Here is a 15,857-nt window from a genome sequence, read left to right as displayed (position 1 = left end):
GATCCCTCCGACCGCTATTTATTTAGCAATATTATACAGTAAAAAGACAAAGAGCGTCAATGCTTCAACGCTCTCCTCTTCTTAATTTTTCTAATTTTTCTGTAATATCCTCACTAAATATCTTTCGCATGGCAGGTTGCTTTTCTTTCGTGTCTTTTGTACGTCTTCTTACTTGTTGTTCCATCGCTTGTACTTCTAACTCTAATTCACGCGCAGATTTCCGAAGGGCACCTTGCGCAAATATAACCCATTGTTCCGTATAATCAGAAGTCGCAACATATATTTGTGTATTTATATTTCTAAGCTCAATCGCAAGTTTCTCTATCTTTTCGTCCGCAGTTTGATTTTTGCGCGTGAATATTACTTCCACCCGCGATTGTTTCATCTTTTTTTCAATACCGTGGACTGTATAGGCATCAAAGACTATCATTACTTTCGTTCCTGTATATCCTTGATAATCCGCCATCTTATCAATAAGCGCGTCTCTTGATGATTGCAAATCTACATCCCGTAGTTTTTTCAAGTCTCCCCAAGCTCCGATAATGTTGTAACCGTCAACGATTAAAATATCGTTCATTTTTTATTTACCAATTTCGTGACGTTTACGATATACCTCATACATTAACAAACTTGCGGCTACTGAAGCATTTAAGGATGTAACTTTACCAACCATCGGTAAAGTAATTAAGAAATCACACTTTTCACCAATAATACGACTCATACCTTTTCCTTCACTACCAATTACTAATCCAATCGGCATTTTACCATCTAAATTACGGTAATCCGTTTTTCCTTTGGCATCTGTACCAGCAATCCAAAGTCCGCGTTCCTTCAATTCATCAATTGTGCGAGATAAGTTTGTTACGCGCGCAACTGGAATATATTCAATTGCTCCTGTTGATGCTTTCGCAACTGATGCTGTAAGTCCTACAGCCCTTCTTTTCGGAATAATAACCCCATGAGCTCCTGTGGCATCAGCAGTACGCATAATAGAACCTAGGTTATGCGGATCTTCAATTTCATCTAAGATTAAGAAGAATGGATCTTCATTACGTTTTTCTGCTACTTTGAATAAATCTTCTAATTCAGCATACTGGTATGCAGCTACTTGAGCAATTACACCTTGATGATTACCCTCAACTAATTGATCTAACTTCTTCTTTGGTGCATGTTGTAAAATAATCTTATTTTCTTTCGCTAATGCTAGTACAATCTGCACTTGCCCTTTGGCAGCACCTTCTGCGATCCAAATTTTATTAATATCTCTCCCTGATCGTAACGCTTCAATTACAGGGTTACGTCCGATAATATATTCACTACTCATGATGATGTGCCCCCTTCCTTTTCTTCTAAAACTGCAATTGCCTTATATACAATTTCGTCTAATCTTTCACGATTATTTAATAAGTGATGATAACCAATTAGCGCTTCAAAGGCTGTACTATGTCGATATGTTTGTACATCCGTATTTTTCGGAACGGTACCTGAATTTGCATTACGCCCTCTTCTTAATACCGCCTCTTCTTCCTCTGTCAAAAATGACGTCTCTAATAAATGATAAACAACTTTCGCCTGTGCTTTTGCCGAAACAAAGCTCGTCCCTAAGCGATGTAATTGATTAGGACGAACTTTTCCTTTTTGAAGGAGGTGATAGCGGATATATTGTTCATATACCGCATCACCCATATATGCTAACGCTAAGCTGTTTAATTGCTTTGCATCAATCATTCTTATCCTCTTTTCCATCTTGTACCTTGTGCGGTATCTTCTAAAATAATATTCCGTTCTTTTAAATCATCGCGAATTTGATCAGATAATGCGAAATCACGATTTTTACGAGCTTCAATACGCTTTTGGATAAGTGCCTCAATTTCCTCATCAAGCAATTCTTCTTTTGCTAATTCTAATCCTAAAATATCGAATAATGTTTCAAGTTGTTTCACGTATGCTTCAATTACAACTTTAGAAGTATGTTCTTCTAATAAATATTGATTTGCGTGATTTGCTACATTATATAATTCAGTAATCGCATTAGCAGTATTGAAGTCATCATCCATTGCTTCTTCAAATGCAGCCTGGAATTTTTCCATCTCAGCTAACCATTTCTCATTATGATCTGTTAAATTCGCGCTACTTTCCATACGATGCTTTAAGTTACCGTAAGCTGTTTTAATTCTTTCTAGCCCGTTATTCGTACTTTGTAATAACTCTTCACTAAAGTTAATTGGATGACGGTAATGTACTGATAGCATAAAGAATCTAATTAACTGTGGATCATATTGCTTAATGATATCGTGAACTAAAATGAAGTTTCCAAGTGACTTAGACATTTTCTCATTATCAATATTAATATATCCATTATGCATCCAGTAACGTGCAAATGTTTTTCCAGTCAACGCCTCGGACTGCGCAATTTCATTTTCATGATGAGGAAATGCTAAGTCTTGACCACCAGCATGAATGTCAATTGTATCCCCTAAGTACTTACGTGCCATCGCTGAGCATTCAATATGCCACCCTGGACGTCCTTTCCCCCAAGGGCTTTCCCAGAAGATTTCTCCCTCTTTTGCAGCTTTCCATAAAGCAAAGTCAAGAGGGTCTTGTTTCTTTTCTCCTACTTCAATACGTGCACCATGACGTAAATCAGCGATTGGCTGATGCGATAATTTACCGTAACCTTCGAATTCTTTCGTTCTAAAGTACACATCACCTTCTGATTCATATGCATACCCTTTATTCACAAGTTCTTGAATAAATTCAATAATAATATCCATATTTTCTGTTACACGCGGATGAACTGTTGCATGTTTGCAACCTAGTGCGGTTACATCTTCAAAATATGCTTCAACGAAACGGTCAGCAATTGTCGGTACATCTTCACCTAATTCATTTGCCGCTTTAATTAATTTATCATCTACGTCAGTAAAGTTAGATACATACTGCACTTCGTACCCTTTGTATTCTAAATAACGGCGTACTGTATCGAACACCATAGGGGGTCTCGCATTCCCAATATGGATGTAGTTATATACTGTAGGACCGCAAACATACATCTTTACCTTATTTTCTTCTAATGGAATAAACTCTTCCTTTTGACGTGTTAGCGTATTATAAATGTGAATAGTCATTTTTATCCTTCCTTTCTACCTTTACTTCAAGTTGCTTTTTCAATTTATCAAGTTCTGCTTCCATAACCTTTAATTTATCAAAAATCGGATCCGGAAGATCGGAATGATTTAACTCTTGACCAATCTTCACTCCATTTTGAATAACGACTCGGCCAGGTATACCTACAACTGTAGAATGCGCAGGGACTTCTTTTAATACAACGGATCCTGCTCCAATTTTAGAATTCTCTCCAACAGTAATTGAGCCTAGTACTTTAGCACCTGTTGCAATTAATACATTATCCTGAATTGTAGGGTGCCTCTTTCCCTTTTCTTTTCCCGTACCACCTAATGTAACACCTTGATAAATTGTTACATTATCACCAATCTCACACGTTTCTCCAATTACAACCCCCATTCCATGGTCAATGAAAAAATGACGACCAATTGTTGCTCCTGGATGAATCTCAATGCCAGTAAAAAACCGACTAACTTGTGAAATCCAACGTGCAATAAAAAAGAAATTCTTTTTATAAAAAGCATGTGCAATTCGATGGGCCCAAACTGCATGTAATCCAGAGTAAGTCAAAATGACTTCGAAATAACTTCGTGCCGCTGGATCCTGTTCAAAAACGACTTCAATATCTTCCCGAAGCCTCTTAAACATCGATGTCCCCTCCCCTTTATGGGCTGCTTTTTCGAGTGAACTAACTCCCTTAACTCCCCACTTATCCTCTAAATCTTTATACAAGGAGATCAAACCTATACTTATACCGACTTTTACGGTATAAAAAAAGACGCCTCTGTCATATTGACAGAGACGCCTTTTAAGCGCGGTTCCACTCTGTTTAGGCTAATAAAAAAGCCTCAAACTCATCCATGATAACGGTGTACACCGCTTCTGCTTACTTTACGCCCTAAGACATTTCACGAAACAATTCGTTGTTCAGCAGAAGACTCGAAGGGGCATTTCAAAAATCCGCTTATAAACCACTTCCAGCCTAAAGGTGGTTCTCTCTGTAAAAAGCCTGATTTTCTACTTCTCCTTCTCGTCGCTTTTCCTTATTAGATTTTAAGTATACTTATTATATTTCTAAACCTAGAAAATGTTAACCAATTACTTTTTGAAGACGATTTAAAACTTTTTCTTTCCCAAGAAGTGCAATCGCATTAGGAAGCTCTGGACCATGTGTTTGACCAGTAGTAGCAACACGGATTGGCATAAATAAGTTTTTACCTTTATGCCCTGTTTCCTTTTGAACTGCTTTAATAGCTGCCTTAATCGCTGCAGGCTCCATCGCTTCTAGAGCTTCTATTTGACCAGCAAATGCACGAAGTACTTCAGGTACCTGTTCACCATTTAACACTTCTTGTCCTTCTTCTTCATAATCAACATGATCTTTAAAGAACATTTCAGAAAGCTCTACGATTTCAGCTCCGAAACTCATTTGGTCATGATATAAAGCAATTACATCACGAATCCAAGCTTGTTCTTGTTCACTTAAAGTTTCGCCTACACGTCCAGCTTTCACTAAATGCGGTAAACTTAACTCTACAACCGTATCTAAATCTTGCTTTTTCATATACTGGTTGTTCATCCATTTTAATTTTTGAGAATCAAATAATGCAGGTGATTTTGATAAACGAGCTGCATCGAACATTTTGATGAACTCATCTTTAGAGAAAATCTCTTCTTCTCCTACCGGCGACCAACCTAGTAGTGCAATAAAGTTAAAGATTGCTTCTGGAAGATATCCTAGCTCTTTATATTGCTCAATAAATTGAATAATAGATTCATCACGTTTACTTAACTTTTTACGGCTTTCGTTAACAATTAGGGTCATATGACCGAATTGTGGGATGTCCCAACCGAAAGCTTCATAAATCATCATTTGTTTTGGCGTATTTGAAATATGATCATCGCCACGAAGCACATGTGTAATCTCCATTAAGTGATCATCTACTGCTACCGCAAAGTTATAAGTTGGAATTCCATCTTTTTTCACGATAACAAAATCACCGAAATCATTTGAATGGAATGCAACTTCATCTTTTACGATGTCTTTGAATGTGTAATCACGATCAGCTGGTACACGGAAACGAATACTTGGAATACGTCCCTCAGCTTCAAATTCTTTCATTTGTTCTTCAGTTAAATCACGATGGTTACCTGCATAACGAGGTGTTTCACCACGAGAAATTTGTCCTTCACGCTCTGCTTCCAGCTCTTCTTCTGTCATATAACATTTGTAAGCTAAACCACGCTCTAATAAATCTAGATATAATTTTTTATAAATATCTAAACGCTCTGTTTGACGATATGGTCCGAATTCACCACCAACATCAACACCTTCATCCCAGTCCATACCGAGCCATTTCAAGTATTTTAATTGGCTTTCTTCTCCACCTGCAACATTACGTTTTACATCAGTATCTTCAATACGAATAATAAACTTACCATCTTGATGACGAGCAAATAAATAATTAAATAATGCCGTACGCGCATTTCCGATATGTAAGTGTCCTGTTGGACTTGGCGCATAGCGCACTCTCACTTGCTTTTCCATAATTGGTACACCTTCCATTCTTAATGTCAACACATTCTATAATTGTACAACAAAAAAATGTGATTATCCATCTTACGAATTAAAAACCATTATTTTTTCTGTAATAATACCACTGCTTGAGAAGCAATTCCTTCTTCTCTACCTGTAAATCCTAATTTTTCTGTTGTTGTTGCCTTTACATTAATGTTATCTATAGACGTTTCTAACAGTTCACTAATACGTTTACGCATACTTTCAATATGCGGTGCCATTTTTGGCTTTTGAGCAATAATTGTACAATCTAGGTTTCCTAGCTCGTAACCTTGTTCGCGTACAAATTCCCAAACCTTTTGTAGTAATATAGCTGAATCTGCATCTTTAAAGGCAGGATCAGTATCAGGAAAATGCTTTCCAATATCTCCTGCTGCAATTGCTCCTAGACATGCGTCAGCAATCGTATGTAACAATACATCCGCATCTGAGTGACCGATTAATCCCTTCTCATGGGGAATTGTAATTCCGCCGATAATTAACGGTCTACCTTCTGCAAATTCATGTACATCAAAACCTTGTCCAATTCGAAACATTCTTTACATCCTCCTTGAGCTAAACCACTGAGCTTTATGACTCTATATTATATCGATATCCTTACAAAGAAAAGCCCGGCTATTGCCGAACTTTCCTTTGTTATACACCATCACGGCTATTTTTTCTGAACATGAAGGAAACTTTCAGCAATTAGTAAATCCTCTGGAGTCGTCACTTTAATATTATAGTAACTCCCCTCTACTACACCTACTTGCTTACCAATGCGTTCTACGAGACTTGCATCATCTGTACCAAGAAAACAGCTCTGTTTTGCACTTCTATGAGCTTCTAACAAAAGCGAAACAGAGAACCCTTGCGGTGTTTGTACAGCCTTAAGCTGAGATCGTTCTACCGTTTCGACAACAACACCTTGTTCTACTTTCTTCACTGTATCCTTTACTGGCACTGCACAAATGGAAGCCCCATATTTTTCTGCTGCTGTTAATACATCTTGAATCACTTTATTCGTTACGAATGGGCGCGCTCCGTCATGCACAAGAACGTATTCCACATCACTTGCATGCTGAATCGCGTTATATACACTATCTTGTCTTTCAGCCCCACCTTGAATAAATTGCACCTGTTTTTCAATCGGATACTTCTGCATTAATTCTTCAAAATACGGGCGTTCCTCTTCGTTAATTGCCATAACAATACTTTTGCACGCCTTATCTCTTTCAAAAGCACGTAATGTATGCACGATAATCGGTACTTCATTTATAAGTAAGAACAACTTATTTTTGCCAGCACCCATCCGCTTTCCTTGACCGGCTGCCGGAATAATTAATGTATACATATTAATAATCCTCTACCTATAATGCTTTTTCTAATAATTTACGTTTTGCGAAAATCATACGACCAGCCGATGTTTGTAATACGCTAGTAACTAGTACATTAAGTTGCGAACCTACATACTCTCTACCATCTTCTACTACAATCATCGTACCATCATCTAAGTACGCAACACCTTGGTTTTGCTCTTTACCATCTTTCACAACATAAACACTTAATTCTTCGCCAGGGAGTACAACTGGTTTAATTGCATTAGCTAAATCATTAATGTTTAACACCGTTACTCCTTGTAATTCAGAAACTTTATTTAAGTTAAAATCATTTGTTACTACAGTTCCACCGGTGATTTTAGCTAACTTTACAAGTTTGCTATCCACCTCTTGGATATCCTCGAAATCGCCTTCATAAATTTCTACCGGAATCGGCATCTCTTTTTGAATACGATTTAAAATGTCTAGTCCTCTGCGACCACGATTACGCTTTAAAGCATCGGAGGAGTCGGCAATATGCTGAAGCTCTTCTAATACGAATTGTGGAATTACAATTGTTCCTTCTAAAAACTTCGTTTGGCAAATATCAGCAATACGTCCATCAATAATTACACTCGTATCGAGAATTTTCCAATGAGCCGTAGATTTTTCTACCTCTATCTCTTCGTTCTCACTATTGTTTTTCTTCTTACCTCCGCGTTGGGGTAATGTAAATAATCCTAGCAATTCATTCCTCTTTTTAAATCCTACTTGGAATCCTAAATATCCAAGTAAAAGAGTAAAGAACACTTGCAATACTGTGCTAATAACCGGAATTGTAAATTCACGAATTGGTATTAAAATTAAATATGCAACAATGAGACCAGAGATTAACCCTAATGTACCAAATAAAACATCTGCTACAGGCGCCTTTACAAGAGCCTCTTCAATATGCTTAATAAGTTGAACAATATAATCTACAAGCCAAAATGTTGTTAAAAATAAAATAATTGCACCAATAATTGCACGAACATACGATCCTTCCAATAAAGGAACAGCACCGATGTCTAATACATTAATAACTTTTGGGATTAAGTAAATCCCTAACGCTCCCCCAATTACTAGAAAGAAGAGCTGTACGATCCGTTTTAACATCCAACCACCTCCTACTCATTATTAACCATTGTTTCGCTAATCAAAACGCCGAATGCAAAAGCGGACGTGTTTTTTTATAAATAGTTTTATTTACCAATATATCATATCATATACCAAAAATGTTCTAGTGTCGTTATATTATGGAATCAATGTAATATTCTTAATTGTGTCTACTCATATAGAGATGCTCTTGAATTCTTTTTAAGCCTTCTCGTATTTTCTTCGCCCTTACTTCTCCAATTCCTTCCACATCATCCAATTCATGAATAGTCGCGCGACAAACACCTTGCAACGTTTTGAATCGATTAATTAAATTTTCAATGATAAGTGGCGGAACACGAGAGATTTTGCTTGTGATTCGATATCCCCTTGGCGTCACACTTTCTTCTAAACTCGTTTGCCCTGGGTAGCCAAGTAATTTAACTAAATCACTATCCTCTAAAAGTTGTGTATTTGCAAGGTCCTGCAACTTTTTCAAAATTTGATGATGGTCTTGTGTTTTTTCTTGGTGATAATCTTTGATTAATAATGCTGCCTCTGCCTCTAAATCAGCTAGTAGTTCTGTAAGTTGTAAACGGATTAACCTACCTTCTGTTCCTAGCTCATGAATATAGCTCAATATTTCATTTTTAATACGCAGTACCATTTCAACACTATGTAAAACGTGAACGACCTCGGACATTGTAACGACCTCTTCAAATTCTAGAATGCCCAAATTCGTAATACCATCATTCCATACAGCCTTATATTTTTCTAACGTTTGAATAGCTTGATTTGCCTTTGTTAAAATAACCCCTATATCTTTTAGTGTATAACGTAAGTTCCCTTGATATAGCGTAATTACGTTACGTCTTTGTGAAATAGCTACAACAAGGCTACCAGTCTGCTTCGCTACACGTTCTGCTGTTCGGTGACGCATGCCTGTTTCAATAGAATCAATAGATGCCTCTGGAACTAACTGTGCATTTGCTATTAAAATTTTACTTCCCGTTTCATTTAAAATAAGTGCCCCGTCCATTTTTGCTAATTCATATAAACTAGCAGGAGAGAATGCACAATTAATGTGAAAACCGCCATCAACAATACTTTTAATCTGCTCATTATATCCAAGAACAATTAGTCCCCCTGTTTGTGCGCGAAGTACATTATCTATCCCTTCGCGCAGTGGTGTCCCTGGGGCCACGAGCTGTAAAATATTAATCATACTTTTGACACGTTGCTTATTTTCTTCCATAGCCTAGCCTCCTAATGTCAAACGAAGCGCTTCTCCTAAATTAGAAACACCTACAACCTCAATCCCATCTGGAATTGTCCATCCTCCTAAGTTTTTTCTAGGAATAATAACACGTTGAAATCCTAATTTAGCCGCTTCTTGTACACGTTGTTCGATTCTTGATACTCTTCTTATTTCTCCAGTTAATCCTACTTCTCCTATTACTGCATCGGTTGGTGCCGTAGATTTATCCCTAAAACTTGAGGCTATACTTAAAGCCACTGCTAAATCAATTGCCGGTTCATCTAATTTCAAACCACCAGCTACTTTTAAATATGCATCTTGATTTTGCAATAGTAAGCCTGTTCTTTTTTCTAATACTGCCATAATAAGCGAAACACGGTTATGATCAATTCCCGTCGCCATTCTTCGAGGATTTCCAAAACTAGTAGGGGAGATTAAAGCTTGTATTTCTACTAAAACCGGTCTTGTTCCTTCCATTGAAGCAACTACTGTTGACCCTGCAACACCAACCGGCCTTTCCTCAAGGAAGATTTCAGAAGGATTTAAAACTTCCGCAAGACCAAGCTCTTTCATTTCAAAGATACCCATTTCATTCGTGGAACCAAAACGGTTCTTCACAGCTCGTAAAATACGATACGTATGGTGTCGATCTCCCTCAAAGTAGAGAACTGCATCGACCATATGTTCTAACATACGAGGTCCTGCAATTGCTCCTTCTTTTGTCACATGCCCGACGATGAAAATAGGGATTCCTTTTGTTTTTGCAAGTTTCATTAATTCCGCTGTACATTCACGTACTTGTGCCACACTTCCTGGTGCTGACGTCACTTCAGGTAAATGTATCGTTTGAATAGAATCAATAACAACAAAAGCTGGATTCATTTCTTCAATATGTGCTGCAATACGCTGCAGGTCTGTCTCTGCTACAACAAATAGATTGCTACCCTTTACATGCAAACGATCTGCACGAAGTTTAATCTGCTTTGCCGACTCCTCACCCGATATGTATAATACATCATATGAAGAATCTGCTAATTGCGATGAAATCTGTAATAGTAATGTTGATTTTCCAATCCCAGGGTCTCCACCAATAAGTACTAAGGACCCATCTACAATTCCGCCACCAAGCACACGGTTAAACTCTTGAAATTCCGTTTCAATACGTGCCTCAGACTTTGTTTCTACTTCAGTAAGACGTCTTGGTTTTGTTACTTCCGTTTGAATTGCATTCGCGTAATTAAGGCGCCTTGATGATACAACTGGTTCCATCTCTTCAACAAGTGTATTCCATTGACCACATCCGGGACATTTACCCATATATTTCGGTGACTGATAACCACATTCTTGACATATAAATTTCGTTTTCTTTTTAGCCATACCTTTTTATAGTTCACTTCACTTTCGTCTATAAACGTTTATCCTTCTCGTACAAGAAAGAGGGCTATCGCGTAGCCCTCTTTGTTTGTCTATACTTATTTTACCTTTTCCGCACTATGAATGACAAATGATTCTCCTTCTACATCAAAGATAACTTTTTGTCCTTTCTCAATAGCACCTTTTAAAAGTTCTTCAGATAGTCTATCTTCTACATGCTTCTGAATTGCCCTACGAAGCGGACGAGCACCGTACTCACGATCAAATCCTTTATCAGCAATAGCAGAAATTGCCCCTTCTGTTAATTGCAATTCGATTTCTTGTTCTTTTAAGCGATTCACTAACTGATTTACCATAAGAGTTACTATTTCTTGAATATGTTTTTTCTCAAGCATATGGAATACGATAATTTCATCAATACGGTTTAAGAATTCTGGACGAAATGCTTTTTTCAGTTCATCCATTACTTTGCCTTTCATATCCGAATAATCGCGGCTCTCATCTTGTACGTTAAATCCAAGATACTTATTACGTTTTAATGCATCTGCCCCAACGTTAGATGTCATAATAACAATTGTATTACGGAAATCTACTGTACGTCCTTTAGAATCGGTTAAACGACCATCTTCTAATACTTGTAGTAAAATATTAAACACATCCGGATGAGCTTTCTCTACCTCATCTAATAAGACAACTGAATATGGCTTGCGACGAACTTTCTCTGTTAATTGTCCACCTTCTTCATATCCAACATATCCTGGAGGAGAACCAACTAAACGGGAAGTAGAATGCTTCTCCATGTACTCTGACATATCGATGCGAATCATTGCATCTTCATCACCGAACATAGATTCTGCTAGTGCTCTTGCAAGTTCTGTTTTACCTACACCTGTTGGCCCTAAGAAAATAAATGAACCAATTGGGCGCTTCGGATCTTTTAATCCTGCTCTGGCACGACGAACAGCTTTTGCTACAGCTACTACCGCTTCATCTTGACCAATTAAACGATCATGAAGAATGGATTCTAAGTTTAATAATTTATCAGTCTCTGTTTGTGCAAGTTTAGAAACTGGGATACGCGTCCATGTAGAAACGACATTTGCAATATCTTCTACCGTAACCTCTGAATTTTCTTTTCCTTGTTGCTCTTTCCATTGACGTTTTGTATCTTCTAACTTCTCTCGTAAGCGTTGTTCCATATCACGTAAAGATGCAGCCTTTTCAAATTCTTGACTTTGTACAGCCGCATCTTTTTCTTTTCGAATCTCCTCAAGCTTCACTTCAAGCTCTTTTAAGTTTGGTGGTGTTGTATAAGAACGTAAGCGAACTTTTGAAGCAGCTTCATCAATTAAATCAATTGCTTTATCCGGTAAAAAGCGATCTGTAATATAACGATCTGAAAGTTTTACAGCTGCATCAATAGCGTCATCTGTAATAGATACACGGTGATGCGCCTCATAACGGTCACGTAAACCTTTCAAGATTTGAATCGATTCTTCTAAACTTGGCTCATCAACATGAATTGGTTGAAAACGTCTTTCTAAAGCCGCGTCTTTTTCAATATATTTGCGATACTCATCTAAAGTTGTCGCCCCAATACATTGTAACTCTCCTCGTGCTAAAGATGGTTTTAAAATATTCGATGCATCGATTGCACCTTCTGCTCCACCGGCACCAATTAATGTATGAAGCTCATCAATAAATAGAATAATATTGCCTGCTTGGCGAATTTCATCCATCACTTTCTTTAAACGGTCTTCAAATTCACCGCGATATTTCGTTCCAGCTACTACTGTACCCATGTCTAGTGTCATAACACGCTTATCTCTTAAAGTTTCAGGAACTTCATTATTTACAATTTGCTGTGCTAATCCTTCTGCAATTGCCGTTTTACCTACACCAGGCTCACCGATTAATACTGGGTTGTTTTTCGTTCTACGGCTTAACACCTCAATTACACGTTGAATTTCTTTACCACGTCCAATAACAGGGTCTAAGCGATTTTCACGTGCAACAACTGTTAAGTCCCTTGCTAAACTGTCAAGTGTCGGTGTATTTGCATTTGTTGCTGAACCACCTTGATGACCTGAACTAGCTTCATTACTTCCAAGAAGTTGTAACACTTGTTGTCTCGCTTTATTTAAACTTACACCTAAATTATTTAAAACACGTGCCGCTACACCTTCACCTTCACGGATTAAACCGAGTAAAATGTGTTCTGTTCCAACGTAAGAATGGCCTAGCTTACGCGCTTCATCCATAGATAATTCAATAACCTTTTTAGCACGAGGTGTATAATGTACAGTTTGAGAAGCTTCTGTTCCACGCCCAATTAACGCTTCTACTTCTTTTTGAACTTTCTCTGGACTTAATCCAAGAGCAATTAACGCTTTTGCTGCAATTCCTTCACCTTCGCGTACAAGCCCAAGTAAAATATGTTCTGTTCCAATATTATTATGCCCAATACGAATTGCTTCCTCTTGAGATAAAGCTAATACTTTCTGTGCTCTTTCTGTAAATCTTCCAAACATCATAGAAATCGCCTCCTACTTGCGCTTAGTTTTTTTCAATACGTAATCGCTCACGGATTAAGGTTGATCTTCGATAATCTCTTTCTTCTGGCCCTAAAGGTCCTCCCGCGTATTGTTGTAAAATGCCCGGTTGAGTAAGAACCATTAACTCCGTCAAAATATTTCTCGATATACCTTTTATATATCCTAGATCAATACCAAGTCGTACATCTGATAAGCAATTAGCAGCTTCTGCAGATTGAATTAAACGACTGTTTGCTAGTATGCCGTAAGAACGATAAACCTTATCTTCAAGTTCAATACTTGAATTTTGTACAATTAATTCTCTAGCCATTTTTTCTTGCTGTATAATTTGTTGAATGACACCTTTTAAATCTGCAATAATATCTTCTTCAGACTTTCCTAGCGTCATTTGATTTGACACTTGAAATATATTACCTAACGCTTCGCTACCTTCACCGTATATTCCTCTTACTACTAACCCTAATTTTTGAATTACTTGTATAATACGGCTAATTCTTTTTGTTAAAACCAGTCCCGGTAAATGAATCATCACAGAAGCTCTTAACCCTGTGCCAACATTAGTAGGACAGCTTGTAATATATCCAAGTGATTCATCAAAAGCGTATTCAACTTCTTTCTCAATCCAATTATCTATTTGATTGGCGCTTTGAAGCGCCTCTGATAACTGTAATCCTGAAAATAGGCACTGAATCCGAATATGGTCTTCTTCATTAAGCATAACACTAATATGTTCACTTTCTGATAGTAGACATGCTCCATATTCTGTCCCTGCAAGATTTGGACTAATTAAATGCTTTTCGACTAAAACTCTCCTTTGAAGAGGGGTTAATTCATTCATCTTTAATAGTCCAAACTCCCCAAAGGACCCTACTGCTTTATTTATAAATTTCTTTTTAAATAATTCATGAATCTGTTTAGCTTCTTCTTCGTTTTGCATAGTAGAAAATTGATATTGTTTAAAATTACGAGCCAAACGAATTCGACTACTTAAAACAATATCAGAATCAGGGCCATCCCCCTTCATCCATGGACTAATCGCTTCATTCATAATTTTGTCCAGTGACATAGAACTATTCCCCCTCTCTATGCTCACTAAGATGTATTTCAAGACCTCGAATCTTATCTCTTACCTCTGCAGCTTTCTCAAATTCCTCTTTCTGTACGCATTGTTTCAGAATGAGTTTTAGTTCATCTAATTCTTTCTTTAAGTGGATATTTCCTTCTATACGTTCCGGAATTTTTCCACAATGATCTGTATGCCCACCATGAAGACGTTTTAATAGTGGCTTTAAATGCTCCTTAAATGTATCGTAGCAAGAAGAACAGCCAAAACGTCCCACTTTTGTAAATTGTTCATATGTCATCTTACAATCTGGGCATCTTACTATATTTGCATTTGAAAATCCATTTTTTCCTTCTTCAAACATTGTTGATTCACCGTGTAATAAACCAGCGAATAAATCATGAAATGAAAAGTTAGACTGCGATGATTGAAAGAAAGACGTATAGCCACTTTGCTCTGCACATTGCTCACAAAGATGAACTTCCGCCTTCTTCTCGTTAATTACTTTTGTATAATGTAAAGTCGCTGGTCTTATATTACAGTTTTGACAAGTCATCACTATCCCCACCTTTACAACAGGAACGCTCTATCTCATGATACTTTTCATACATTACTAGATTGTTCGCTTTCCTGAATCCGTTTAAATAAAAGTGCATGTTCTTTTTCAAAACTTCTACAACATTTAACTGCTTTATCTTAGTCATCATTCTTTTACAAAAGCTATATTTATTTATATTTCAGTGTTCTTAACATTGCGCATAATATTCGAGCCCTAAGTTCATCTCGAGAAGGAACATCCATTGATAATACAGAACGATCTATTACGCTTAACATCAGTTTCGCTTCACGATTTGTTATGATTCCCTCTTCTATTAAACGTATAATCATGCTTTCTGCATTCCCTTGCGCAACACTATGATCAATCATATGAAGCATTTGATCAATAATGTCTATATCGTCATGCAGTTTGACTTTTATAATGCGAATGTAACCTCCTCCACCACGTTTACTTTCTACTACAAATCCTCTTTCTAACGTAAAACGGGTATTGATTACATAATTGATTTGAGATGGTACGCACTCGAACCGATCCGCAATCTCATTTCTCTTAATTTCAATCGCATTATTATTGCTTAAGTCAATAACTTGCTTTAGATATTGCTCAATGATATCAGATATATTTCTCATTTATCCGCCACCTTTATTGACTTTGACTATCTTTGACTTTAATTATATACGTATTAATAAAATTTGCAACTCTTTTGCTTATTCACTATCCTAGCCACATTCTCCTGTATTTAATCAAAATATTAATACTTTAAACACATTTTTTTATTACTATGGATTATAAAATAAAACACGAAAAAACACGAGTCATTTGACTCGTGTTTTAGTTGCTTGGCGACGTCCTACTCTCACAGGGACAAGGTCCCAACTACCATCGGCGCTAGAGAGCTTAACTTCCGTGTTC

At 37.1% G+C, this 15,857-nt stretch carries 15 protein-coding genes and 1 other annotated feature; all 15 genes read right to left on the bottom strand.

Going from position 1 to position 15,857, the window contains the following annotated elements; translation table 11 throughout:
• Window positions 1–64 precede the first annotated feature (64 nt).
• The 15 genes from JDS92_RS14450 to ctsR all read right to left on the bottom strand — a co-directional run bounded on the left by JDS92_RS14450 (window position 65) and on the right by ctsR (window position 15,574).
• Complete coding sequence (locus JDS92_RS14450) at window positions 65–577, bottom strand: NYN domain-containing protein (RefSeq protein ID WP_000997879.1); 513 nt, start codon at window positions 575–577, stop codon at window positions 65–67.
• 3 nt (window positions 578–580) lie between these two features.
• Entirely contained in the window at window positions 581–1,324 is a 744-nt protein-coding gene (gene rlmB / locus JDS92_RS14445) for a 23S rRNA (guanosine(2251)-2'-O)-methyltransferase RlmB (RefSeq protein ID WP_000093761.1), read from the bottom strand.
• Window positions 1,321–1,728, bottom strand: coding sequence for a Mini-ribonuclease 3 (locus JDS92_RS14440; RefSeq protein WP_000564265.1), 408 nt, complete (start codon window positions 1,726–1,728; stop codon window positions 1,321–1,323). Before JDS92_RS14440 ends, rlmB begins: the two co-directional genes overlap by 4 nt.
• Before the next feature lie 2 nt (window positions 1,729–1,730).
• On the bottom strand, window positions 1,731–3,128 hold the full coding sequence (gene cysS, locus JDS92_RS14435) for a cysteine--tRNA ligase (protein WP_000152262.1): 1,398 nt from the start codon (window positions 3,126–3,128) through the stop codon (window positions 1,731–1,733).
• On the bottom strand, window positions 3,109–3,774 hold the full coding sequence (gene cysE / locus JDS92_RS14430) for a serine O-acetyltransferase (RefSeq protein ID WP_000476498.1): 666 nt from the start codon (window positions 3,772–3,774) through the stop codon (window positions 3,109–3,111). Before cysE ends, cysS begins: the two co-directional genes overlap by 20 nt.
• 146 nt (window positions 3,775–3,920) lie before the next feature.
• Window positions 3,921–4,169, bottom strand: a binding site (T-box leader).
• 47 nt (window positions 4,170–4,216) lie between these two features.
• On the bottom strand, window positions 4,217–5,674 hold the full coding sequence (gene gltX / locus JDS92_RS14425; RefSeq protein WP_000415160.1) for a glutamate--tRNA ligase: 1,458 nt from the start codon (window positions 5,672–5,674) through the stop codon (window positions 4,217–4,219).
• An 89-nt stretch (window positions 5,675–5,763) separates the two neighbouring features.
• Entirely contained in the window at window positions 5,764–6,240 is a 477-nt protein-coding gene (ispF, locus tag JDS92_RS14420; RefSeq protein ID WP_000488380.1) for a 2-C-methyl-D-erythritol 2,4-cyclodiphosphate synthase, read from the bottom strand.
• A 116-nt stretch (window positions 6,241–6,356) separates the two neighbouring features.
• Window positions 6,357–7,037, bottom strand: coding sequence for a 2-C-methyl-D-erythritol 4-phosphate cytidylyltransferase (ispD, locus tag JDS92_RS14415; RefSeq protein ID WP_000288308.1), 681 nt, complete (start codon window positions 7,035–7,037; stop codon window positions 6,357–6,359).
• A 16-nt stretch (window positions 7,038–7,053) separates the two neighbouring features.
• Complete coding sequence (locus JDS92_RS14410; protein WP_000919680.1) at window positions 7,054–8,157, bottom strand: PIN/TRAM domain-containing protein; 1,104 nt, start codon at window positions 8,155–8,157, stop codon at window positions 7,054–7,056.
• A 160-nt stretch (window positions 8,158–8,317) separates the two neighbouring features.
• The gene (gene disA / locus JDS92_RS14405) at window positions 8,318–9,391 is read right to left on the bottom strand and encodes a DNA integrity scanning diadenylate cyclase DisA (RefSeq protein ID WP_000392164.1); all 1,074 of its coding nucleotides are present in this window, start codon (window positions 9,389–9,391) and stop codon (window positions 8,318–8,320) included.
• A 3-nt stretch (window positions 9,392–9,394) separates the two neighbouring features.
• Complete coding sequence (gene radA / locus JDS92_RS14400) at window positions 9,395–10,771, bottom strand: DNA repair protein RadA (protein ID WP_001085199.1); 1,377 nt, start codon at window positions 10,769–10,771, stop codon at window positions 9,395–9,397.
• Between the two features lie 95 nt (window positions 10,772–10,866).
• Window positions 10,867–13,302 carry an ATP-dependent protease ATP-binding subunit ClpC gene (clpC, locus tag JDS92_RS14395; RefSeq protein ID WP_000971171.1) on the bottom strand — a complete coding sequence of 812 codons (2,436 nt, stop codon included), beginning with the start codon at window positions 13,300–13,302 and terminating at the stop codon, window positions 10,867–10,869.
• Between the two features lie 22 nt (window positions 13,303–13,324).
• The gene (locus JDS92_RS14390) at window positions 13,325–14,389 is read right to left on the bottom strand and encodes a protein-arginine kinase McsB (protein ID WP_000050835.1); all 1,065 of its coding nucleotides are present in this window, start codon (window positions 14,387–14,389) and stop codon (window positions 13,325–13,327) included.
• 4 nt (window positions 14,390–14,393) lie between these two features.
• Window positions 14,394–14,942, bottom strand: coding sequence for a protein-arginine kinase activator protein McsA (locus JDS92_RS14385; protein ID WP_000128388.1), 549 nt, complete (start codon window positions 14,940–14,942; stop codon window positions 14,394–14,396).
• Window positions 14,943–15,112: 170 nt separating this feature from the next.
• On the bottom strand, window positions 15,113–15,574 hold the full coding sequence (gene ctsR, locus JDS92_RS14380; RefSeq protein WP_199632084.1) for a transcriptional regulator CtsR: 462 nt from the start codon (window positions 15,572–15,574) through the stop codon (window positions 15,113–15,115).
• Window positions 15,575–15,857 lie beyond the last annotated feature (283 nt).

This window comes from Bacillus cereus group sp. N12 (genome assembly GCF_016483575.1).
GTDB classification, from domain to species: domain Bacteria; phylum Bacillota; class Bacilli; order Bacillales; family Bacillaceae_G; genus Bacillus_A; species Bacillus_A toyonensis.
Note: the sequence above shows the minus strand (reverse complement) of the source record. Positions and strands in the feature narration are given on the sequence as shown.

Excerpts from the sequence above, each read along its gene's own strand:
- rlmB (WP_000093761.1), bottom strand. The coding sequence starts at position 1,324 with ATGAGTAGTGAATATATTATCGGACGTAACCCTGTAATTGAAGCGTTA.
- JDS92_RS14440 (WP_000564265.1), bottom strand. The coding sequence starts at position 1,728 with ATGATTGATGCAAAGCAATTAAACAGCTTAGCGTTAGCATATATGGGT.
- ispD (WP_000288308.1), bottom strand. The coding sequence starts at position 7,037 with ATGTATACATTAATTATTCCGGCAGCCGGTCAAGGAAAGCGGATGGGT.
- ispF (WP_000488380.1), bottom strand. The coding sequence starts at position 6,240 with ATGTTTCGAATTGGACAAGGTTTTGATGTACATGAATTTGCAGAAGGT.
- JDS92_RS14390 (WP_000050835.1), bottom strand. The coding sequence starts at position 14,389 with ATGTCACTGGACAAAATTATGAATGAAGCGATTAGTCCATGGATGAAG.
- JDS92_RS14410 (WP_000919680.1), bottom strand. The coding sequence starts at position 8,157 with ATGTTAAAACGGATCGTACAGCTCTTCTTTCTAGTAATTGGGGGAGCG.
- cysS (WP_000152262.1), bottom strand. The coding sequence starts at position 3,128 with ATGACTATTCACATTTATAATACGCTAACACGTCAAAAGGAAGAGTTT.
- disA (WP_000392164.1), bottom strand. The coding sequence starts at position 9,391 with ATGGAAGAAAATAAGCAACGTGTCAAAAGTATGATTAATATTTTACAG.
- cysE (WP_000476498.1), bottom strand. The coding sequence starts at position 3,774 with ATGTTTAAGAGGCTTCGGGAAGATATTGAAGTCGTTTTTGAACAGGAT.
- clpC (WP_000971171.1), bottom strand. The coding sequence starts at position 13,302 with ATGATGTTTGGAAGATTTACAGAAAGAGCACAGAAAGTATTAGCTTTA.
- ctsR (WP_199632084.1), bottom strand. The coding sequence starts at position 15,574 with ATGAGAAATATATCTGATATCATTGAGCAATATCTAAAGCAAGTTATT.
- JDS92_RS14450 (WP_000997879.1), bottom strand. The coding sequence starts at position 577 with ATGAACGATATTTTAATCGTTGACGGTTACAACATTATCGGAGCTTGG.
- radA (WP_001085199.1), bottom strand. The coding sequence starts at position 10,771 with ATGGCTAAAAAGAAAACGAAATTTATATGTCAAGAATGTGGTTATCAG.
- gltX (WP_000415160.1), bottom strand. The coding sequence starts at position 5,674 with ATGGAAAAGCAAGTGAGAGTGCGCTATGCGCCAAGTCCAACAGGACAC.
- JDS92_RS14385 (WP_000128388.1), bottom strand. The coding sequence starts at position 14,942 with ATGACTTGTCAAAACTGTAATATAAGACCAGCGACTTTACATTATACA.